General features: G+C 32.5%; 23 protein-coding genes. 5 read left to right on the top strand and 18 right to left on the bottom strand.

Annotated elements, in window-relative coordinates; genetic code table 11:
• Positions 1–340: 340 nt before the first annotated feature.
• The 3 genes from JOC59_RS03970 to JOC59_RS03960 form a co-directional block, all read right to left on the bottom strand.
• The gene (locus JOC59_RS03970) at positions 341–697 is read right to left on the bottom strand and encodes a hypothetical protein (RefSeq protein WP_205143500.1); all 357 of its coding nucleotides are present in this window, start codon (positions 695–697) and stop codon (positions 341–343) included.
• A 32-nt stretch (positions 698–729) separates the two neighbouring features.
• Positions 730–1,116, bottom strand: a complete 387-nt coding sequence (locus JOC59_RS03965) for a CvfD/Ygs/GSP13 family RNA-binding post-transcriptional regulator (protein WP_205143499.1) — start codon at positions 1,114–1,116, stop codon at positions 730–732.
• Positions 1,117–1,296: 180 nt separating this feature from the next.
• Entirely contained in the window at positions 1,297–1,884 is a 588-nt protein-coding gene (locus JOC59_RS03960; RefSeq protein ID WP_205143498.1) for a peptidylprolyl isomerase, read from the bottom strand.
• A 143-nt stretch (positions 1,885–2,027) separates the two neighbouring features.
• On the opposite strand from JOC59_RS03960, the gene JOC59_RS03955 reads away from it, so the two are divergent.
• A complete protein-coding gene (locus JOC59_RS03955; RefSeq protein WP_205143497.1) occupies positions 2,028–2,666 on the top strand; it encodes a VTT domain-containing protein in 639 nt (212 codons plus the stop codon).
• A gap of 213 nt (positions 2,667–2,879) precedes the next feature.
• Here JOC59_RS03955 and JOC59_RS03950 read toward each other — a convergent pair whose 3' ends face one another.
• The 3 genes from JOC59_RS03950 to JOC59_RS03940 are packed head-to-tail and all read right to left on the bottom strand — an operon-like array spanning position 2,880 to position 5,381.
• Positions 2,880–3,161: an acylphosphatase gene (locus tag JOC59_RS03950; protein ID WP_205143496.1), complete on the bottom strand. Its 282-nt coding sequence runs from the start codon at positions 3,159–3,161 to the stop codon at positions 2,880–2,882.
• A gap of 1 nt (position 3,162) precedes the next feature.
• Positions 3,163–4,629: a HAMP domain-containing sensor histidine kinase gene (locus JOC59_RS03945; protein ID WP_205143495.1), complete on the bottom strand. Its 1,467-nt coding sequence runs from the start codon at positions 4,627–4,629 to the stop codon at positions 3,163–3,165.
• Between the two features lie 56 nt (positions 4,630–4,685).
• The gene (locus tag JOC59_RS03940; RefSeq protein WP_205143494.1) at positions 4,686–5,381 is read right to left on the bottom strand and encodes a response regulator transcription factor; all 696 of its coding nucleotides are present in this window, start codon (positions 5,379–5,381) and stop codon (positions 4,686–4,688) included.
• Between the two features lie 263 nt (positions 5,382–5,644).
• On the opposite strand from JOC59_RS03940, the gene JOC59_RS03935 reads away from it, so the two are divergent.
• Positions 5,645–5,953 carry a hypothetical protein gene (locus tag JOC59_RS03935; protein ID WP_205143493.1) on the top strand — a complete coding sequence of 103 codons (309 nt, stop codon included), beginning with the start codon at positions 5,645–5,647 and terminating at the stop codon, positions 5,951–5,953.
• Here JOC59_RS03935 and msrB read toward each other — a convergent pair.
• From msrB to JOC59_RS03910, 5 genes are all read right to left on the bottom strand, one after another.
• Positions 5,946–6,377, bottom strand: a complete 432-nt coding sequence (gene msrB / locus JOC59_RS03930; protein ID WP_205143492.1) for a peptide-methionine (R)-S-oxide reductase MsrB — start codon at positions 6,375–6,377, stop codon at positions 5,946–5,948. The two genes, JOC59_RS03935 and msrB, sit on opposite strands and share 8 nt — an antisense overlap.
• Entirely contained in the window at positions 6,367–6,744 is a 378-nt protein-coding gene (locus JOC59_RS03925) for an iron-sulfur cluster biosynthesis family protein (protein WP_205143491.1), read from the bottom strand. The genes msrB and JOC59_RS03925 overlap by 11 nt, the downstream gene beginning before the upstream one ends.
• A 314-nt stretch (positions 6,745–7,058) precedes the next feature.
• Positions 7,059–9,005: a threonine--tRNA ligase gene (thrS, locus tag JOC59_RS03920; RefSeq protein ID WP_205143490.1), complete on the bottom strand. Its 1,947-nt coding sequence runs from the start codon at positions 9,003–9,005 to the stop codon at positions 7,059–7,061.
• A 343-nt stretch (positions 9,006–9,348) separates the two neighbouring features.
• Positions 9,349–10,875, bottom strand: coding sequence for a UDP-N-acetylmuramyl-tripeptide synthetase (gene murE, locus JOC59_RS03915; protein WP_205143489.1), 1,527 nt, complete (start codon positions 10,873–10,875; stop codon positions 9,349–9,351).
• A gap of 21 nt (positions 10,876–10,896) precedes the next feature.
• On the bottom strand, positions 10,897–12,192 hold the full coding sequence (locus tag JOC59_RS03910; protein ID WP_205143488.1) for a bifunctional folylpolyglutamate synthase/dihydrofolate synthase: 1,296 nt from the start codon (positions 12,190–12,192) through the stop codon (positions 10,897–10,899).
• A 297-nt stretch (positions 12,193–12,489) separates the two neighbouring features.
• Between JOC59_RS03910 and JOC59_RS09530 the strand changes: the two genes are divergently transcribed.
• Positions 12,490–12,849 (top strand): transposase, encoded by a 360-nt coding sequence (locus JOC59_RS09530; protein WP_205143487.1) that lies wholly within the window; start codon positions 12,490–12,492, stop codon positions 12,847–12,849.
• Between the two features lie 71 nt (positions 12,850–12,920).
• Here the strand turns inward: JOC59_RS09530 and trmB are convergent, their stop codons facing one another.
• From trmB to JOC59_RS03890, 3 genes are read right to left on the bottom strand one after another with little or no spacing between them, the layout of a single operon-like run.
• Positions 12,921–13,580 (bottom strand): tRNA (guanosine(46)-N7)-methyltransferase TrmB, encoded by a 660-nt coding sequence (gene trmB / locus JOC59_RS03900; RefSeq protein WP_205143486.1) that lies wholly within the window; start codon positions 13,578–13,580, stop codon positions 12,921–12,923.
• Positions 13,581–13,593: 13 nt separating this feature from the next.
• On the bottom strand, positions 13,594–14,793 hold the full coding sequence (locus JOC59_RS03895) for an ABC transporter permease (protein WP_205143485.1): 1,200 nt from the start codon (positions 14,791–14,793) through the stop codon (positions 13,594–13,596).
• Between the two features lie 6 nt (positions 14,794–14,799).
• Entirely contained in the window at positions 14,800–15,528 is a 729-nt protein-coding gene (locus tag JOC59_RS03890) for an ABC transporter ATP-binding protein (protein WP_205143484.1), read from the bottom strand.
• 171 nt (positions 15,529–15,699) lie between these two features.
• Between JOC59_RS03890 and JOC59_RS03885 the strand changes: the two genes are divergently transcribed.
• Complete coding sequence (locus JOC59_RS03885) at positions 15,700–16,125, top strand: HIT family protein (protein WP_205143483.1); 426 nt, start codon at positions 15,700–15,702, stop codon at positions 16,123–16,125.
• A 33-nt stretch (positions 16,126–16,158) separates the two neighbouring features.
• Positions 16,159–16,413, top strand: a complete 255-nt coding sequence (locus tag JOC59_RS03880; RefSeq protein WP_205143482.1) for a hypothetical protein — start codon at positions 16,159–16,161, stop codon at positions 16,411–16,413.
• Positions 16,414–16,525: 112 nt separating this feature from the next.
• On the opposite strand, the gene JOC59_RS03875 is transcribed toward JOC59_RS03880, so the two are convergent.
• The 4 genes from JOC59_RS03875 to dnaI form a co-directional block, all read right to left on the bottom strand.
• Entirely contained in the window at positions 16,526–17,452 is a 927-nt protein-coding gene (locus JOC59_RS03875; RefSeq protein WP_205143505.1) for a peptidylprolyl isomerase, read from the bottom strand.
• A gap of 111 nt (positions 17,453–17,563) precedes the next feature.
• Positions 17,564–18,325: a YibE/F family protein gene (locus JOC59_RS03870; protein ID WP_205143481.1), complete on the bottom strand. Its 762-nt coding sequence runs from the start codon at positions 18,323–18,325 to the stop codon at positions 17,564–17,566.
• Positions 18,318–19,427, bottom strand: a complete 1,110-nt coding sequence (locus tag JOC59_RS03865; protein WP_205143480.1) for a YibE/F family protein — start codon at positions 19,425–19,427, stop codon at positions 18,318–18,320. Before JOC59_RS03865 ends, JOC59_RS03870 begins: the two co-directional genes overlap by 8 nt.
• A gap of 88 nt (positions 19,428–19,515) precedes the next feature.
• Positions 19,516–20,451, bottom strand: a complete 936-nt coding sequence (dnaI, locus tag JOC59_RS03860; protein WP_205143479.1) for a primosomal protein DnaI — start codon at positions 20,449–20,451, stop codon at positions 19,516–19,518.
• Positions 20,452–20,453: the final 2 nt, after the last annotated feature.

Genomic DNA, 20,453 nt, shown 5'->3' with positions numbered 1-20,453 from the left:
TCGCAAATTTGTATATCTTAGGTACAAATCCTAAGACCCTTACACATTTGATTGTCAAAACTTTATTCAGTTTTCAAAGATCTACTTGGTTGTTGCTAAGTAACAACAGATATTAACTATACAGTAGTCATTAATTTAAGTCAACATCTTTTTTAAAGATTTAAATTAAACATCAATCACTTATCACTCACAAACAACTTATATAGCATACCAAGAAAGTTAATTTGTGTCAATAATTTTTTTATTTAAATAATTAACTATGCAACCTATACATTCTGCAAACAACTTATACATCATATCAACTCACAGAAAATAATACAAGTACTATTTTAACAAATATTTATAATAATTTTGGTGCTGCATTCATATCTACTGTTTCTAGTAAGGTATGGATATTAGATGCTTCTACAAATTTAAAATTATTATCAGCTAGTTCAATCAAATTAAAATTAACAACCTTGAAAACATATAATGAACACATCTCTTTTTGAATTTTAACACTAGTTAATTCATCTAATCTTAAATTATCAATATCAAAATAAGGCTTAAGTGCTTGAATGATTGTACCTAATGCTGTCTCATTCCGATGCTTATGCATTTTTGCTGAAAAAAAATTAACTTGTTCATTATTTTTAACTACTAAATAAGAAGGCATTCCCTCTCTAACAACCACAATTGTTCCTGCAACTAATGTCATATACTCTCTCCAAAATATGCCAATATATTTTATTAATTTATTGTTCTTTTTAATCCTTCATCAATCCATGTATCAAGTCTAGTAGCAATTGGGCTAAAACCAATTGTAATATTCCGACTTGTCCAATAGTGCTTGTGAATTCGACTTTCATCCATTCGCTTAGCACTTATAGAATTCTTAGTTTGCAAACTTCTAAGTGATAAACTTATTTTTTTTGTAAACTCATCAATATCTAATACTAGAACATCAACCGTTTGACCAATGGTTAAAATTTTATCAATATCACCGACATACCCATATTTACACTCTGAAATGTGAATTAGTCCTTGGTGTTTATCGTCCAAACTAACAAAAGCACCATATGGTTGAATACCCGTTATTTTACCACGAACTTGCATTCCAATTTTATATTGTACCATTCAAATCATATTTCCCTTCTATAAATTAGTTATTATTTTTTAACTTTCAAACTTTAATACATATAAAAGTATACACATTAATTAAAAAAAGAACCATCATTAAATTTACCTTAAGCACTATCTATAGCGTCCGATAATGATAAATTATAATATTAGTTCTTTTTTAAATTTAAATTTTATTTAATCAATAATCGTTATATTATTAATCACAACATCTTTAAGTGGTTTATCCGAAGCATCAGTCGCCACTTCAGCAATTTCGTTTACTTTTTCCATTCCGGCAATAACATGTCCGAATACAGTATGCCGATGGTCTAGCCAAGGTGTCCCCCCCTTAGTTTGATATGCATCAATAATTTCCTGTGGATAACCAGCTGCTTGCATTTGTGACGCAAATCCATCTGGTAATTGACTTGCTTGAACAATAAAGAATTGTGATCCGTTTGTCATTGGACCACCATTTGCCATCGATAATGAACCATTTAAGTTAAACAAATCATCTGAAAATTCATCTTCAAACGTTTTACCCCAAATAGACTCACCTCCAAACCCAGTTCCTTGAGGATCACCACCTTGAATCATAAAATCACGAATTACACGATGAAAGATCACTCCATCAAAATAACCATCTCTAGCATGAGTGATAAAATTTTCTACAGCTTTTGGTGCTTGAGTTGGAAATAATAAAACTTCAATATCACCATGATTAGTGTGAAAAGTAGCCTTTGGCCCTACTTGTTGAGCTGGTTGTAATTGCGGAAAATCCATATTTTTTTACCTCGATCTTCATATCTATATTCATTAGAATTATTTAAATAATTCTATGATATAGTTAAGTGTACCAAATTGTAGCAAAAAAATCTGTTAAACTAAATACTGTTAAAAAAATATTTTAAGGACATATATAATTTATGAGTTTTTTAATTGACTTTATTCTACACATTGATGATCATATCGTTCAACTAGTAACCCAATTTGGTAGTTGGACTTACATCATTTTATTTTTTATCATCTTTATCGAAACTGGAATCGTTATTATGCCTTTCTTACCTGGGGATTCTCTTTTATTTGCTGCTGGTGCTATCAGTGCGAATGCAGCATACGGCTTAGATCCTTGGTTATTTGCTCTACTATTTTGGCTCGCTGCATTAACCGGGGATTCTCTTAACTTCCTTATTGGGCGTTCCATTGGTCCTAAATTAATTCATAATAGATACATCGGGCGTTTTATTAAACAAAGTTCTCTAGATGATGCCCAAGCTTTTTTTGATAAACATGGTGCCATGGCTATTATCTTAGCGCGTTATATGCCAATTATCAGAACTTTTGCACCATTTGTCGCAGCTACATCAGGGTTAACATATCATCGTTTTATAAAATACTCTGTTATAGGCGCTACATCTTGGACATTAATTGCCACGGGAGCAGGGTATTTCTTTGGTAATATCCCCTTTATTAAAGCTCACTTTTCGGGTGTACTATTAGGTATCATTGGTGTAACATTATTGCCAATAATAATTAGTACTATCAAATCAAAATTACAAAAATAAAGAATACAATGTCTATTTTAGATCAAACAATCATTACCCACAACTAAGCAATTGCACCATAAAATTATTATGCCAGGCTCATAATTAAATGAAAAATCCAACTAAAAATGATAATCATTTTTAGTTGGATTTTTTAGCTAAAAAAAAGTGAATAAATTAAGACCTAATCCTTAGCCATATTTTTTCTAAACGTATTAGTTTTAACTAAACTTTTTATATAATCACGAATTTTGTCATTTTTTGCTCACAGATACATTCGGTTACTTCTATTTTTTGCACCCGGGCCAATGGCTTAGCTACATTTTCTTTAAGGCCATTTATTAATCTACCAATTTGCTTTGCATCCCCCAGTGCAATTATACTAACCGAACCATCAGGCAAATTGGTAACATATCCAAACACACCAATTTTATCAGCTAATTTTTTAGTCGCCCACCTAAAACCAACACCTTGTACGCGGCCCCATACTTGAATTTTGGTACCACTTTTTAACATATTATTTATCCTTTTTTAAAATTGGTAAAGTTATTCTAAAAATCGAACCATGGCCAATCGAACTTTCCAAAGTAATTTTACCACCATACCCCTCAATTAATTTCTGCGCAATACTCAATCCTAACCCATTCCCTCCTTTTTCGCGTGATCTTGCCTTATCAACACGGTAAAATCGGTCAAAAACATGGCGCGCATCTTCTTCTTCGATTCCTTCACCAAAGTCTTGAACAGCTATTTGGACTTCTTTAGCATTACCTGACATTGAAAAATGTATTTCTTTACGGTTATTTGAGTATTTAACCGCGTTATCAGATAAGATAATCATAATTTGTTCTAAATGATTTCGATATATTGAAATTAAAGTTTGCTTATAGATATCATCCTCTAGACTAAATTTAAACTCTGGATGAATCATTTTAAAATTATCATAAACTTGATAAATTACATCTTGAACATCGGTTTCTTCATGTCTGAAATTAATTTCAACTTGATCTGCACGTGTTAAGTCTAGCATTTCTTGTACTAATGTTTCCATGCGCTTCATTTCATCCAAAGATGCCTTGATTGAATCATTTAATACTTCAGGATCATCTTTCCCCCAACGATTTAATAATTCCATATGACCTTTCACTATCGCCACCGGAGTCCTTAGTTCATGCGACACATCCTCAACAAACCGTGACTGTTGATCAATAAAACGTTGCATTCGATCAAGCATTTCATTTAAGATGTAGGCCAAATCTGTTAATTCATCATTTCGCTCTAATTTTTCCACTCTTTGTCGTGTTTGTGGATCTTTTTCAACTTCAGCAATTGTTTTTGCAATATTTTCCATTGGTCGCAATAGCCAATCCGCCAATAAGTAACCCCATAATGAAATTGCCATTAAACATAATAACAGGAGAACAAACATAATTTTAACAAGTTTTATATACATTGCATGATAAGCACTTAAGCTATTCACAACTTGAATGTAACCAATAATTTTACCAGAAGTTTCTGAATAAATTGCCTTTCTACCAACCAATATAGTTGTTCCATTAATCCGAAGGAGCTTCTGCCCGATAAATTTAGCACGTCCTTGCATTGAAACTTGATTATTTCTAGTTGTCAATAATTGAACCCCTTTGCGGTCAAAGATTGTTAGGGTTAAATTTTTACTAGCCACATTTGCGATTAAATCATCATTAATTATTGCTTTAACTTGATCATTTCCAGGTTGTAAATTAGGTTCCACCAGGCCTAATGTTAAATTTTCTGCATCAATTTTAGCAAATCTTTGACTTACTGACGTTAGCGCAGTTGTTATTTCCCGTTTTTGCCTGTTTAAATCATTTTGTGTAAATGCTCTAAACATTAACAAACCAAAAATTAAAAAAACAACAAAAACTCCAATACTTGTTCCTAAAGCCCACTTCCATTTTAATGAGAATCGTCGATATTGTTTCCCTTTTTTATTTTCTTCCATTTATCTACCAAAAAAGGCAAGACCTAGTCCATCTTGCCTTATCCCATACTCAAAAATTAATTTGAACTACGCATTACATAACCCGTACCGCGAATTGTTTGAATATACGAACGTGCACTTTCTGGATCATCTATTTTATTACGTAAGTAACGAACATATACATCCACAACATTCGTTTCAACTTCAGATTCATAACCCCAAACCCGTTTTAATAAATCATCACGTGCTTGCACGACATTAACATTTTCCATCAGTGTTAATAACAATTCATATTCACGCTTAGTTAAGTTAATCACTTCATCACCACGGCGTACAATTCTATTTTCTTTTTCAATTACTAAATCCTTAAATTTAACCGTTGATTGGTGAGGTGCATGCGCTTCCGTTTCAATATTAATCCGTCGTAACAATGCCCGTACTCGTGCTAACAATTCTTCAATCGCAAATGGTTTCACCACATAGTCATCTGCTCCATAATCAAGACCAGAAACGCGGTCAATCACCGAATCTCTTGCTGTCATCATAATGATTGGTGTATTTTTAGCTTCACGTAACCGCCGCGCTACTTCTAAACCACTCAATTCAGGCAACATTAAATCTAGTAAAATAACATCATAATCATTATTTAAAGCAGCTTCTAGGCCTGCTCGTCCATTATCACGAACATCTGTTTCATAATTTTCATGTTGTAATTCTAATTCGACGAAATGTGCCAAATTTTTTTCGTCTTCAATGACCAAAATTTTATTCATAAAAATCTCCTTATCCCTCATAATTAGTCTTCTAATTTTAACATTTTCTTCTCACAATTGATATATTTATTTATTAAATCAACATTAATTGGAGTTTTATTAGAAATAAACAGTTCTTAATTACGCTACTATTCAATCGCTGAATAGCTCATTTTTTAATTTTATAATTATTCTTTTAAATTCTTTTCAAAGAGACGCTTGCTTATTCGAACGTTTGTTCGTATAATATTTCATGTACCTAATACTAAAACAGGGAGATTTTTATGCAAAATTACTTATCGATACCGCACCATCACATTTTTACTAAAATAATCAATTTTTTTGTTAAAAAAAATGCTAAGCAGCGACCTCAAATGAATAGTAAACATATAATCAACACCCTTACGTATGCGTTACGTCACAATTCATCAGTCATCATTCAAATAAATAGTAATTTTCATTCTGAAAATTTCATTGAACTCACAGGCTATCTTCTACAAACCAACGATGACCGGCTTTTTATCGTCAATGATATTTCACCGTTTGTTACTGAAGTGAATCCTACCCTAATTCACCACGTCTTGTTCACTTAATTAAAGTTAAGTATTGACCATATCCATTTGCTTGCATTTTATCCTTTGGAATAAATTTTAATGCCGCTGAATTAATACAGTATCTTAGCCCACCGAGCTCGATAGGCCCATCAGTAAAAACATGGCCTAAATGACTATTTGCTTGACTACTAGTAACTTCTGTTCTCTCCATTCCAAACGAGCGATCACGGTGTTCATTAATATTTTGCCGAGTGATAGGCTTACTAAAAGCCGGCCATCCACAACCTGAATCATATTTATCCGTAGAAACAAATAAAGGTTGGCCACCTACAATATCAACATAGATTCCGGCTTCAAAATGATTATCATATTTATTTTTGAAGGGAGCCTCGGTCCCTTTATTTTGTGTTACATCATAGCTTAATTTATCTAGTTTGCTTAATAATTCTTTTTTATTTTCCATTATTAGGTACCTCCTGAAAATATTTAGTAACAAATTCGACACTATCATCTATAAGCATATTGGTGCCACTTAATTGCCATGTGTTAAATGGTGGTTTGATTCCTAATTTCATGTTAGTAGCTAAAGTATAGTTGGCATATTTTTTACTATACACAATTCCTAAGTTGCTTTTTAATTCTTCTTGATAATCATCTATATTTGCATCGTTATTAACCATAATTATTCTATAATTAATACCCATTGAACACGCAATTGCATGGTTAGTATACGGCCCACTTCCATCATCAAGGTCTAATAAAATTTTAGCATTTTTGACAACATATTCTTGTAGTCTTTTTATTATTCCATCATCAAAATTTAGTTGCATTGTAATTTCCTCCATATTCTAATTTTTTAATTATAATTGATTACTATTGAAATTTACTAACATTATGTTTCTAAAGTCGATGCCTAAATGGTTTATCGTACTTATTTACTATTTAAATAAGTTTTAACTAATAATTATTAGTATTAAATACTAAAAAGCAACTAACTCAAATTTAAGTTAATTGCTTTTTAATATTTAATACTATTTTAATTTACTGTTTAGTCGATTAACACTAATTGAAAAATATTTTTTTCTTAGGAAATGGAACTCACCTTTTAGTTCTAGCGGTGTCATAGAACACGAAACTAAAATGATTAGTTTTCACGTGAATAACTTGCCACATCATCCAAGATTAAATCATAAAAATCACGAGCTTGCATTGAAGTTGTTTTTTCTTCACCGTAACGCCGAACCGTAACAGTTTCTTCTTCAACCTCCTTATCACCCACAACTAAGGTATACGGAACCTTACTTGTTTGTGCATCACGAATTAAGTAACCCATTTTTTCATTACGTGTATCAACATTTGCGCGAAGGCTCATGGCTTGTAATTTATGCGCTACTTTTTTGGCATATTCACCATGAGCTTCTTCATTAACTGGAATAATCACAACTTGTTTTGGTGCAAGCCACGTTGGGAAAGCGCCCTTGTATAACTCAGTTAAATATGCCGTAAAGCGTTCCATCGTAGAAATCAAACCACGGTGAATCATAACTGGGCGGTGTGTATTTTGACCGTCCTCACCAACATACGTTAAATTAAAACGCTCTGGTAATAAGAAATCTAACTGAATTGTTGATAATGTTTCTTCACCACCAAGTGCAGTTTTAATTTGCACATCTAGTTTTGGACCATAAAAGGCTGCTTCACCTTCTGCTTCAAAGTATTCCAATGATAGGTCATCCATTGCTGTTTTAAGCATTTTTTGACTTTTTTCCCACATGTCATCATCTTGGAAGTATTTTTCAGTATTTTCAGGATCCCGATATGAAAGCCGGAAGCGATAATCAGTGATATTGAAATCTGCATAAACTTCAACCATTAACTTCAAGATTGATTTAAATTCTTCTTCAACTTGGTCTAAAGCTACAAAGGTATGGCCATCATTTAGTGACATTTCGCGTACACGCGCAAGTCCTGTTAAAGCACCTGATTTTTCATACCTGTGCATCATCCCGATTTCCGCAATTCTGATTGGTAATTCACGATATGAATGAACATGATGATTATAAACTTGAATATGTGATGGACAATTCATTGGCCGTAGTTCAAGAAATTCGCCATCGCCCATATCCATCGGTGGGAACATGTCATCATGATAGTGATCCCAATGTCCTGATTGCTTGTAAAGATTTAAATTAGACATTATTGGTGTATATACATGTTGATAACCATGTTGTAGTTCTTTATCTACGATATAGCGTTCTAACGTACGTCGAATCGTCGCGCCATTTGGCATCCAAACTGGTAATCCCGCACCTACTTCAGGAGACGTAAAAAATAAATCTAAATCTTTACCAATTTTACGATGGTCACGTTCTTTAGCCTCTTCACGTCGTGTGATTTCAGCATCAACATCGGCTTGTTTCCAAAAAGCAGTTCCATAAATACGTTGCATCATCGGATTTGAAGATTTTCCTCGCCAATATGCTCCAGCAACTGATGTTAATTTAAAGTTTTTAATCACACCTGTTGATACAACATGGCCCCCACGACATAAGTCAGTGAACTCGCCTTGTGAGTATGCAGTAATTACTTCATCTTCTGGCAAATCATTAATTAATTCTACCTTGTAGGGATCATCTTTGAAAAATTCAAGTGCCTGAGCACGTGACATGGCTTGTCCTTCAATTGGTAAATCTTCTTTAACAATTTTTTTCATTTCTGCTTCAATAGCAGGAAATTCATCAACTGAAATCTGACCAGCTGGTCGATCAGTATCGTAGTAAAAACCGTTAGCCACCGCTGGACCAACTCCAAAATGGGTATCAGGATGTAATCTCTTAATTGCTTGTGCTAATAAATGTGCGGCGGAATGCCGTAAAATTGCTAATGATTCTTCTGAATCTTTAGTAATAATTTCTAATTTCCCATCGCTATCAATTGCTTCATTTAAACCAACATATTTATCATTAAACTTACCAGCTATTGCTTTCTTTGCTAATGATGTTGAAATTCCCTTCGCAATTTCATTTGTTGTAATCCCAGCTGAAAAATCTTTAATCGAACCATCGGGAAATGTTACCTTAATATCAGTCATGCGTTGCAACCTCCAAATATTTTCAATAATAATATCATTACCCGTTAAATAAAAAAGTCCTTTGTTGCTAATTACTAGCAACAAAGGACGTTGAATTCAACGTGGTACCACCTTACTTCGCACTGTTTACTATTAGTGCCTCAATGTTTGATAACGGAAACTACCGGATATAGTTTTGCTACATCATTTCACAAGTAGTCAAACATTAAATTATTTTTAACGACTCACAGCAAATTATCGCATTCTCTGAAAAAATAATAAGTTAATGTCGGTGTCTTGATCATTAATTATGTTTACATTAAATCACTTTTAACTAAAATGTGCAATAGACTTATTAAATAAATTATTTTTCTAAGTTCTTAACAACTTGTTTAACAACAGCCATATCACCTATATAAGGTGTATCAACCCCATTAATCTTTTGATAAGGATCAAGACCCTTACCTAAAACTGCAACAACATCTGTTGCGGTACTCATAGAAATCGCTTTAAAAATTGCTTGTGGTCGATCCATCTCATAGTTAATCGTAACCACATTTAAATCAGTTGCTTCTGCTATTTCATTAGCGATTATTTGTGGATCTTCATATTGTGGATCATCAGCTGTTAACCAAATAACATCTGCTTTTTCTTCAGTAAATGCTTGTCCAAAACCACTACGCCGGGATTCACCCTTATTACCAGGCGCGCCCAAAACAATAATAACTCGCCCTTGGGGATGCTGAGTATGTAAAAAATGTAATAGTGCTTTAACTGACACATAATTATGAGCATAATCAACATAAATCATTCCATGTTTTTTGGAAGAAAATGATTCCATCCGACCTGGGACTCGCACCTGTTCTAAACCGTTAACCATTGCTTGATGGGGTGCCTTCGCTAAACCAGTTGCTAGTAAAACACTAGCCGCATTGCTCTCATTGTAGTCACCAGGTACATTTAAACGATATTGTCCACTAACAGCTAATTCCTTAACTTTATTATTTTTAGCAGTTACTATTAATTTACTCATATTTAAATCAGCTTGACCGCTGAAACTCAAATCTAATAATTGTTGATTTTGACTATTATCCCGACCATATATATATATATCCTTGGATTCGTGTGTTCTTTTTGCACGCTCGTATATATCAGTAAAACATTCACTTTCATTATTAATGATAATTTTTTTACTATTATCAATAAGCATTAATTTATGTGCAAGGTAATCAGCAAACGTAGGATGTTCTAGGGGACCTATATGATCTGGCGAAATATTCAAAAAAATGCCAACATCATACTTTAAATTATAAACTCGATTTTTTTTATAGGCTTGTGACGAAACCTCCATCACTAAATGGGTCATTTTATTTTTGACAGCAACATGCATATCGTGAAATAAATCCAGTGATTCGGGTGTTGAAAGATCCGATTTAAATTGTTCTTTTGGTCCTAAAATTCGGTCAATTGTGGAGAATAAGGCCGTATGATTAGCAGTTGCAATTTGCAAAATTTCATGAGTAAAATAAGCTGCTGTTGTTTTTCCTTTTGTACCAGTAAAACCGATGATAAATAATTTATCCTGTGGATTATCATAAAACTCTGCTGCCAAAAGAGCCATTGCCTTTTGTACATCAGTTACAATTAAACTTGGAATTGTATTTCCTTCACTATATTCCCTTTCTGCCACATAAGCTCTGGCTCCGTTCATAATTGCATCTGTCAAAAAGGCCACTTTAAAATTGCCCTTAGCAAAAAATAAAGTATCCGTGGCAACCTTACGTGAATCATAAGTTACTGCCTCAAAATCATTTTTAACGTCACCATTAATTTTCATTAATAATCCATGCTCTTTTAATAGAGCTATACTTTTTTGCCAACTGATGGCCATTAAACTAGTTCCTCCACATCTTTAAAATTCAATTCCTTTAACGGCACGCAATGTATAAAATGAACCTGTAATAATTATCATTGTTTCACTTGATTCTCTTATTTGCCGTGCCAAAGTTATCGCTGCTGTTGGATCATCAGCCACAGCAACCTCAACATTTGTATCCATCTCTAAAATTTGCGCTGCTAATTCATCAGCACTCAATGCACGACTAGGATTAGCTGGGGTCACAGCTATAATACGATCAACTTGAGGTAATAAATCTTCAATCATCGCTAAATAATTTTTATCCCTTAAAATACCTAAAATAACAGTTGGTTTAAACGGTAGTTTCCAAGCATGCATTGCTGCTAACAACGCACTAATGCCATCAGGATTATGCGCTGCATCTCGTAAAATATTATGTTTAGCATCATATTCCATGCGTCCAGGTAAATTAGCAACACTTAGCCCTTGAATAATTGCTCGTTGCGAAATTTGATACCCTAAGGTCCTAAGCGCATCAACGGCTTGCAGTGCTGTATTTAAATTTAAAACCTGATATTGACCTGCTAAGCCTAAAAACAACTCATATTCACCATTAATACGGACTTTTGTTCCTGTTGGTGCAGAACTCAATGTAGTGATTACCGGTGATTTGCCAGCATACCACGTAGCGCCAACTTTAGTTGCTTTAGCTTGCAGAATTTGTTTTACTTCACTTAACTGGCCATTATATGAAATGACAGTGGCCCCTTTTTTTATAATATCAGCTTTTATGGCGGTTATTTTAGATAGTGAGTCTCCTAAAATCTGTTGGTGATCATAAGAAATTTTAGTAAAAATAGTCAATAAAGCATTGCTAATAACGTTAGTTGCATCTTGCTGTCCCCCTAAGCCAACTTCCAAAATAACAAAATCAGCCTTTTTATCAGCAAAATACACTAGACCAACTAAGGTCCACCATTCAAAATAGGAAACATCTGTTAGTTTTTTACCATGTTTTTGAATAATTTTATAAATTTTTTGAAAATATTTTAGAAAATCAGCTTCGGTAATTTGTTCATCATTGTATAGTATCTGTTCTCGATTTGTATAAACAGCTGGACTAGAAAAATGGCCAACATTATATCCTTGAGCGATTAAAACCTCGTTGAGCATTTCTCCTGTTGAACCTTTGCCATTTGTCCCCGCTATATGAATTATTTTTAATTGCTTATCTGGATTCTCTAACCAACTCATTATCTCCTTCAATAATGGTAATCGATTTTCATGTACAACTTTCCATGACTTATCAAACTTTTTAATTGTTTTCAAATATTCTTCATGTACTGTCATTTCCTAAATCTCCATCTAGTCATTTTCAATAATCCCTATTAAATTTAAATTTTAATGTATTCAAATTTTTTATTTTATATCGATGCATCATCTATCATACCGCGTATTTTAAAAATATACAAAGACCAGTTCATTAAAATAATAATGAGTAATTTTAATATCATATCCAATTTAAAACAGCTAAAATAAGCTAAAATAAGCTAAAAATAGAAAGTGGTTAAGTAAAACAGTTTCAAGAAAATTGTTTTACTTAACCACGGGTCTAGACTTTTTGGTACTGATAGACATGACGTCGTCATGTTAGTCGGTATCTTTTTTCTTGCATTTTGTAAAAAAAGAGATAACCCACCACCACCGAGCAGAAAGGAAATCTCCATGGATAATTATCTCAAAATATCACTCGCATTAAAAGACCCAAATTTAAAAATCGATAATACTTTCAAAAACCCTAATGAAATTGTTAATAGTTTTGAATACGGATTTTCTAATGGTCCTGTAGAAGGAATCAACAATAAAATAAAAGTTATTAGTCGTATTGCATACGGTTTTATAAATTTTGAAAACTTCAGACAACGTATTTTAATTAGCTTTAAAAATTCATATTTTGCGATAAATTACAAAAAAACAACTAATTCAAATTACGAATTAGTTGCTTAATAAATTAATTTAATTACTTAGTCTATCAGTACCATTTGCCAAAGAGTCTTAACCACTAAGCTTTTTAATTATTAATCTGTAAAATGGCCTAAAAATTTATAGATAGGACCTTTTACTTTAAATTTTTGTTCATACTCTGTTTCAATATTAATTGCTAAGTTTTCAGGATCCTCATTGTGCATATCTAGCCAAACTTTATCAAAAGTAAGCCCATAATTAGCAAAACTACCTAATGAATATTCAAATAATTTACGATTATCTGTTTTAAATTCAAGTTCTCCATCAACTGGTAAAACATTTTGATAACTTTTCAAAAATGATTTATAAGTTAAGCGTCGTTTTTCATGGCCTGTTTTGGGCCATGGATCAGAAAAATTAAGGTATACCTTACTAACTTCACTTGGGGCAAAATACGTGTCAACACCAGCACCATCCCCATAAATAAATTTTAAATTAGGTAATGGAGCAATATCATCAACTGCTTTACGACCCGCAACGGCAACAGCACCCTCTTGTATTTCCATTCCGATGAAATTAACTTCCGGATATTGTTTAGCCATCCCAATAATAAATTGCCCTTTACCAGTCCCAATTTCAATGTAAATTGGTTGATCTTTAGCAAAGACTGATTGCCATTGGCCTTTTAATGCAACTGCTTTGTCTTGTGTAATTACTAGTTCATTGTGCGCTACTAACCAGTCAGCAGCCCATGCTTTGCGTCTTAATCGCATAAAAATTTAAATCCTATTCTTTACTTTTTTTTATTCTTTTAGGTACTATTAAATAACAAAATACATATATTTCAACTAATAATAATCCTAACGTAACTAGGACAACTTGTAAATCAAATTCACCAATTGCATTCACAATTACCATAATAAATCCCAGTATCATTAAAATACGGACTAAAACTGTTACAAAATTTTTTCGTTTCATTTTATTATTCACTGGATACAAGTGCGTAAAGGCAATATCATCATATCGTTCATACAATGGTAACAATTGAAAAGCAATTAAGTAAACAATTAATGCTAAAATAAGTGGTGTTATTACAGTGTTATGAACAAAGTATGCCACAATTGCACCAATTATTGTTAGTCTTATTAATAAGCCAAAATACTCATCATTTCTTAAAAGGCCTCGCCAATACAAGTTAGTATACAAATTATTATGATTTTTAGGTATATGATTAAAAAACCAGTTTAACCAAGCTCTTAATCGTGTTTTACCTTTAATCTTCGGTACATCAGTAAATAAATTAAAAAACCGATAAATAGTTAACTGACGGCTAGTTTCATCATCTATCGCGGATTGCCAATTAAATATGCCTTGCCAGAACTTGTCCCGAACCGACATCCTACCAATTGCTGCCAATACAACAAATACAAATGCCCAAGCCATATCTAATCTAACACCAAATAATGCAAAAGTAATTAAAGGTAAAACAACTCTTAACCAAATCAAGCTATGTTTACTATAGTAACTTTGCATCTGATCGTAAAGAATTAAGCTTTTAAACACTACAAATGTTGGATATAGCCATAATGACTGAACAATTGAAGCTTGAAATGCCACTTGAATAAACGGCAATAAGATTGTTACTCCTATAAGTTGGATCGCTTGTGCAATCCACATACTATGCCAAAAGCCTTGTTTTAGGTAGGTTTCCATATTTACTTCTTGCGGCATTAAAAAAATTTTATCTGCTGGCTTAAATAAGGTTGCTAGTCGTCCCATTTGCAATAAACCAATCATTAAAACCATCGCAATTATTTTTTCCCACCATGCAAAAGTTAAACTTTTTAAAAAACCAGCATACCAATAGCCTAATCCACCCATCAAAAACATAATCGCAATAGTAAATTGATCATTTAAGACTAATTTTAAATATCGTGACATTTGGCTAAAATTATCTCTTTGCCGTTGCTTAAATAATTCATTCATAACCAATTAACCTTCCTTCGCTAAGGTCAAATAAATATCATTAAGTGAATCACCAGCATCGGGGAAATCTTGCTTTAATGTTGCTAATCCACCCATTGTTTTAACTTCACCATTGTGTAACAAAACAAATTTATCCGCAAATTTTTCAGCAGTATCTAACACATGAGTTGACATCAACACAGCAGCACCATTAAGTTTTGTTTCGGTAATTAACGCTAATAAATCATGCACAGCTACCGGATCAAGACCAATAAATGGCTCATCAATTATAAAGACCTTTGCTTCAGTCATAAAAGCATTTACTAACATGACTTTTTGCTTCATACCTTTCGAAAAATTAGCTGGAAACCAATCTAATTTATTATCTAGTCTGAAAAGTTTTAGCAATCGTTGTGCTTTCTTCCATGTTTTATTTTCATCTAATTGATAAGCCATCATCGTTAATTCTAAGTGTTCTTTCAGTGTTAACTCATCATATAAAATTGGTTGTTCTGGAATGTATGCAATTTTTTCTTTATAAACTGTTGGATTAGCTAGTAGTGAAATTCCATCTATTGTAATATCACCATGTTGTGGTGTCAATAATCCAATTATATGATTAATAGTAGTTGATTTTCCTGCACCATTTAAACCGATTAAAGCAACTAATTCACCATCACCGACTTCAAAACTAACATCTTTGACCACAGGAACTTGTGAATAACCACCCACTAAGTGACTAATTGTTAATGTCATGTTCCAAAAACCTTTCATTTTTATTTTCAATCAATAATCTATCATTTTAGTATACCATATCAACCACAATCAACAAATTAAGCTAATAATATTCTTTGTTACTAACATATTCATCAAAAATAGTTTAAAATTAAGGTTAGGTATTTAATAAACACGAAGTGAGGTATTTTTATGAATGACTGTATTTTTTGCAAAATTATTAGTGGTGACATTCCTAGCTATGTAGTGTACGAAGACGATGATGTTAAAGCCTTTTTAGATATTACCCAAGCCACCCCCGGTCATACGCTATTAGTTCCAAAACAACATGTTACTGATATTTTTGAATATGATGAACTACTTGCTACTAAAGTATTTAGTAAATTACCGATTTTAGCCCGTGCCATTAAAGCCATTAATCCCGAAATTAAGGGTATGAATATCATTAATAACAATGGTAGAGTTGCTTATCAATCAGTTTTCCATTCACATGTCCACTTGATTCCTCGCTATAGTTCGAGTGATGAATTTAAATATACGTTTGGTGATAACACTGCATTATATAGTGATAAACAATATAAAGACGTACAAAAGGCCATTCGTACCCAATTAGAATAATAGGTTTACGTCCTCTAAGGATAGGAGGTTATTATGCCACTTACTACTAATAAATTTTTTCAATCAATGAAAACAACCCTAACAGAAACACAAAGGGTTATCACGCTTACTAAGCAATTGGAACACCAAATAAAACAGCTAAAGCATGTCTCTAAAACTATTAATGATACTTCCGTCGACATTAATCACGCTGTGAATAAATTCAAATTAAAAAATGAATCACATTTTAGCAAAATAACATATCATTTGGACCATATTCAAGACGAATTAAAAAAATTGAAACACTAATTTTTAATTTAGCTGATATATAAAAAGCCTAAGGTACCCAATTTTTAAAATCGGTATTCCCTAGGCTTTTTATATATCAGCTAATGTCTTCTGTCGTTTGTCCTCTCACCTTTTATTTACTTGATGAAGAACTTGAACTTGATGATAAGTATTGTGACAATACATTAGACAAGTCACTATCCTTAATTTGAGGATCAGCCTTCTTCAATACTTTAGTAATAACAGCTGAAACCTTAGTTGAGTTATTCATATCAGTGGCATAAATTTGTTCTTTAAGCGTCTTTTTAACAGCCGCTGTGATTGTCTTTGGTTTAGTTGTCCGATTGTCCATGTAAATTACAAAATAACCATATGAACTAGAATGTACTGGTGTCTTAGTATATTCTCCCTTAGCCAACTTAAATGATGCTGCTTTGAAAGTACTATCCGTACTAGTATCAGTATTATCAAAGGCAGTATATAGACCACCATTACTTGCTGTCGACGAATCAGTTGAATACTTTTTAGCTAATTTAATGAAACTAGCTTTTTTATTTGATGCTTTATTCAACTGAGAAATAACTTTTTGAGCAGTCTTTTTACCAGCAGTAGAATTCTTTAATAAGATATAACGTACCGTTACTTTTGGTTGATAGCTCTTAAATTGTGTTTCTAACTCTTTTTGTGTAATCTTAGTAGTAGCTTTCATTGCTACTGCAAGTAATTTTTGAGTCCGAATATTTTGTTTTAAACCAGATGCAGTTAATCCTGATGATGTTAATTGTGTTGAAAACTGACTACCGTATTGTTTTTTATATGCATTAAATTGCTTATTAACTTCTTTGGTTGTAACCTTATCACCATATTGTGCTTCCAAAGCATTATTAATAATCATATTAGAAAGTACTTGTTTTCCGGAATCAGTGCTTTTTAAACTTGAATAATATTGGCTTTGGGTTATTTTTTTACCCCCATCAATTGTTGCAACAGTCTTGTCACCACAAGCTGCTAATAAAGTAGCTGTCAATACTGCTGCCACACCTAAAACTGCTTTTTTCATCTTCATTTAAATCATACATCCTTCTTTTGAAATTATTTCAATATGTATTAAATATAACATATTCATCGCTTAGATACGATTGTAACCACTAAAAATTAATTGAAAATTAAATCATTGCTTAACACGGTGCCGTTTTATGTCGCGTTGCATTACCAAAACTGTTATTGGTACAGCTAAAGTAACTGCAATCATTGATATTAGTAACATTAACACTTCACCTACAAATATTTTTGTATTAATTAACAACTCAAGTGAGTAATTTAATTTAATAAACCAAATTGTCAATCCTAAATTACTACCAATAAACCCAAAAAAAATGGTATTAATTGCCGTTGAAATAATTTGTTGTCCAATATGCATACCATGCCCAAATAATTCTTTTATAGGTAACATAGGTATGTCAGCCAATATTTCCTGCATTCCAGCGGCAACGGCCATGGTTGCTTCAGCAATAGCACCTAAGGTTGCTAAAATTGTTACCACCATTGTAATTTTAATAAAACTAATGCCAATAGTTAACGATAGCCCTTCCAATTCTTCTGAATTTTCATTAGAAAAGCCTTGTACATTAGCCAAGATATCTAAAGGCAGTATCAATATGATCAATATAATTAAAACACTAAAACTAGCTAAAAAAGCAACACGTGTTACTTGGTCATTATCATCACTTAAAAAAATAGTGGTTGCTAAAATAATTAAACCAAAAACTGCAATAATGATAACTGGTTCAAAATCCCAAGCAATTAACGTTATTATCAAAAACAGCCAGACAAAATTGCCTAATAAACTAAAAATAGCCTGAATCCCTTTTTTACCACCTACTATAAGTAGCATTAATGCTAAAACAATAAATAAGGCTGTTAAACTAGTCATTAATTACTCCCTTACTCTGATGTAACAGAGCCATTAAGCCACTTGCAATTGGTACTGTTAGTACAATACCAATTCCGGCAATAATTGTTTGGGCTAATCCTAACACCATATTCATTTCTAATGTGTAGCCCCAACTATTGCCATTTCTTAAATACAGTATACTCATTGGCAATGCCTCCGCAATAAAAATTAAAAATAACACACTTGTCAATGCTCCCATAATTGTCTGACCTACTCTTTGCCCAGCTTTATACAAGGACCATCGGCTTAGATTAGGATGTGCTATCAACATCTCATATTGCGTCGCAATAATGTCGGTTGCTTCATCCATAATTGCACCTAGCGCAGCAATAATTGTTTCTGCGATAAAAAGTGGTTGTGGTAATTGAGTGATATAATCCATTAAATCAAATTGTAGTCCTTTTTGATGAGTCAGTATTAAAATAATGCTTGCAATACTGATGGCAACAGTGACACTACCGATTGATGCTAAAAATGTAATTAGCATTTGCCGATTAAATCCTAACGCTAAACTTAGGGTGATTAATGCCATAACTACTGCTAAAGTACCAAACAAAATTATTACATTAATGTTTTTGATATTTAAATCTAGCCAAATTGTCACAAGTAATAAACTAATATTTATTATTACACTGATAATTGTGAAAACCCCTGCTTGTTTCATAAAAATTATCAATAAACTAATCGTCAACCACACCATAAATGCTAAAATAGTATCTCTTTTCTGTCCTGTAATCATATAGCTATTTTGATGATGACTTAAAAAAACTTGACTCTTTGGTTCATATTTTTCATCCATTGCACAACTTAAAGTATATTGATTTGTTAAAGTAATTGTTTTACCTGCCGCTTTTGTATTTAAGATTTTTACTCTTATCGTTTGCGTATATAGTTTATCTTTATTTCTGAATTGATCAGTTTCGTTAATACTTTTAGTTGTTTCAATACTAATTACTTCTCCGATTGGATGATGATATAACTGCGCATCAAATTTAGTTGCAAAGATACTTAACCCTAACAGAAAAATAATACCGTATTGTAATATTATTTTTAAATTTATTAACTTGTTTAAGTTTGTCATAATTTTTTATATCCTTAAATAGCAGAAAAGGAGTTTTGACAACAACTACTTTGTGTCTTAACTCCAATTTTCATTTAATCAATAGTTATTAATTGCCTAATCGCCGATTTTTACCAGTCAAAATTTGTTCTGTAGCTAAAAATTTAATTCTTTGCATTATCCGCTCCGCCTTAACTGGTTCATGTGCTTGCCTAGTTTCGGTTAATTGTTCATCTTGCAACTGCTGCATGTCAAAATTTGCGGTAAAGAAAGTTGGTAATTCATTTTGCATCCGATATTCTAAAATAATGCCTAATACATCATCTCTGATCCACTGACTCATTGACTCAGCACCAATATCATCTAGGATAAGTATTGGCGTTTGCTTAATTCGTTGAATCTGTCCCATCGTATCAAAGTTTTTGTCCCCAATTGAATTACGCATCTCAACTGCAAAGGTTGGAAAATGTACCATGGTTACGTTAATCCCATGATCTGCTAATTCATTTGCTAACGCACCCATTAAATATGTTTTTCCAATTCCATAGTCACCATAAATATAATACGCCCGGTGATATTCATCTGGCGTAGCTAAATAATTAGTAATCCAATCAATTAACTGATTCACTATTAAATTACGTTCAGATGTTACCACTAAACTATCAAATGTAGCTACTTTCACCGCCTTTGGCATATTAATTGCATTTATTCGGGCATTACGGGCAACTAATTTAGCATGTTGTTGCGTTTGCTTACTTGGTTGGTATGCAATATCAATGTAACCACCATTCAAAATTAAGGTCGGCGTATAGCCCGGTGTCATCACATTTTCACCAATTTGTAGGCGGTGATTTTGATTAACAAATTCAAATACCTTACTTGCTGATTTTTCTTTAAAATCAATAGCGAGCTTATCTTGATTTGCTTCAATAAATTTTTGCACCTTAGCATCAGCAAAGGCAGCTTGCACTGCACTAGTTGCTAAGTTTGTCTTTTGAGGATTATTATGTAAATATTTTTCTAACTCTTTACCCATATTTTCCATAA

Origin of the sequence: Periweissella beninensis, from assembly GCF_016908275.1 — a bacterium.
In the GTDB taxonomy this organism is placed as follows: Bacteria; Bacillota; Bacilli; order Lactobacillales; family Lactobacillaceae; genus Periweissella; species Periweissella beninensis.
This window is presented reverse-complemented; position numbering and strand designations above follow the sequence as displayed.

What these genes read in the sequence shown, in the direction of transcription:
- murE (WP_205143489.1), bottom strand. Translation starts at nt 10,875, where the DNA reads ATGGCCATCAGTTGGCAAAAAAGTATAGCTCTATTAAAAGAGCATGGA.
- JOC59_RS03935 (WP_205143493.1), top strand. Translation starts at nt 5,645, where the DNA reads ATGCAAAATTACTTATCGATACCGCACCATCACATTTTTACTAAAATA.
- JOC59_RS03955 (WP_205143497.1), top strand. Translation starts at nt 2,028, where the DNA reads ATGAGTTTTTTAATTGACTTTATTCTACACATTGATGATCATATCGTT.
- JOC59_RS03910 (WP_205143488.1), bottom strand. Translation starts at nt 12,192, where the DNA reads ATGACAGTACATGAAGAATATTTGAAAACAATTAAAAAGTTTGATAAG.
- dnaI (WP_205143479.1), bottom strand. Translation starts at nt 20,451, where the DNA reads ATGGAAAATATGGGTAAAGAGTTAGAAAAATATTTACATAATAATCCT.
- JOC59_RS03895 (WP_205143485.1), bottom strand. Translation starts at nt 14,793, where the DNA reads ATGAATGAATTATTTAAGCAACGGCAAAGAGATAATTTTAGCCAAATG.
- JOC59_RS09530 (WP_205143487.1), top strand. Translation starts at nt 12,490, where the DNA reads ATGTTAGTCGGTATCTTTTTTCTTGCATTTTGTAAAAAAAGAGATAAC.
- JOC59_RS03960 (WP_205143498.1), bottom strand. Translation starts at nt 1,884, where the DNA reads ATGGATTTTCCGCAATTACAACCAGCTCAACAAGTAGGGCCAAAGGCT.
- thrS (WP_205143490.1), bottom strand. Translation starts at nt 9,005, where the DNA reads ATGACTGATATTAAGGTAACATTTCCCGATGGTTCGATTAAAGATTTT.
- trmB (WP_205143486.1), bottom strand. Translation starts at nt 13,580, where the DNA reads ATGCGATTAAGACGCAAAGCATGGGCTGCTGACTGGTTAGTAGCGCAC.
- msrB (WP_205143492.1), bottom strand. Translation starts at nt 6,377, where the DNA reads ATGGAAAATAAAAAAGAATTATTAAGCAAACTAGATAAATTAAGCTAT.
- JOC59_RS03940 (WP_205143494.1), bottom strand. Translation starts at nt 5,381, where the DNA reads ATGAATAAAATTTTGGTCATTGAAGACGAAAAAAATTTGGCACATTTC.
- JOC59_RS03880 (WP_205143482.1), top strand. Translation starts at nt 16,159, where the DNA reads ATGCCACTTACTACTAATAAATTTTTTCAATCAATGAAAACAACCCTA.
- JOC59_RS03890 (WP_205143484.1), bottom strand. Translation starts at nt 15,528, where the DNA reads ATGACATTAACAATTAGTCACTTAGTGGGTGGTTATTCACAAGTTCCT.
- JOC59_RS03925 (WP_205143491.1), bottom strand. Translation starts at nt 6,744, where the DNA reads ATGCAACTAAATTTTGATGATGGAATAATAAAAAGACTACAAGAATAT.
- JOC59_RS03965 (WP_205143499.1), bottom strand. Translation starts at nt 1,116, where the DNA reads ATGGTACAATATAAAATTGGAATGCAAGTTCGTGGTAAAATAACGGGT.
- JOC59_RS03970 (WP_205143500.1), bottom strand. Translation starts at nt 697, where the DNA reads ATGACATTAGTTGCAGGAACAATTGTGGTTGTTAGAGAGGGAATGCCT.
- JOC59_RS03870 (WP_205143481.1), bottom strand. Translation starts at nt 18,325, where the DNA reads ATGACTAGTTTAACAGCCTTATTTATTGTTTTAGCATTAATGCTACTT.
- JOC59_RS03875 (WP_205143505.1), bottom strand. Translation starts at nt 17,452, where the DNA reads ATGAAAAAAGCAGTTTTAGGTGTGGCAGCAGTATTGACAGCTACTTTA.
- JOC59_RS03885 (WP_205143483.1), top strand. Translation starts at nt 15,700, where the DNA reads ATGAATGACTGTATTTTTTGCAAAATTATTAGTGGTGACATTCCTAGC.
- JOC59_RS03865 (WP_205143480.1), bottom strand. Translation starts at nt 19,427, where the DNA reads ATGACAAACTTAAACAAGTTAATAAATTTAAAAATAATATTACAATAC.
- JOC59_RS03950 (WP_205143496.1), bottom strand. Translation starts at nt 3,161, where the DNA reads ATGTTAAAAAGTGGTACCAAAATTCAAGTATGGGGCCGCGTACAAGGT.
- JOC59_RS03945 (WP_205143495.1), bottom strand. Translation starts at nt 4,629, where the DNA reads ATGGAAGAAAATAAAAAAGGGAAACAATATCGACGATTCTCATTAAAA.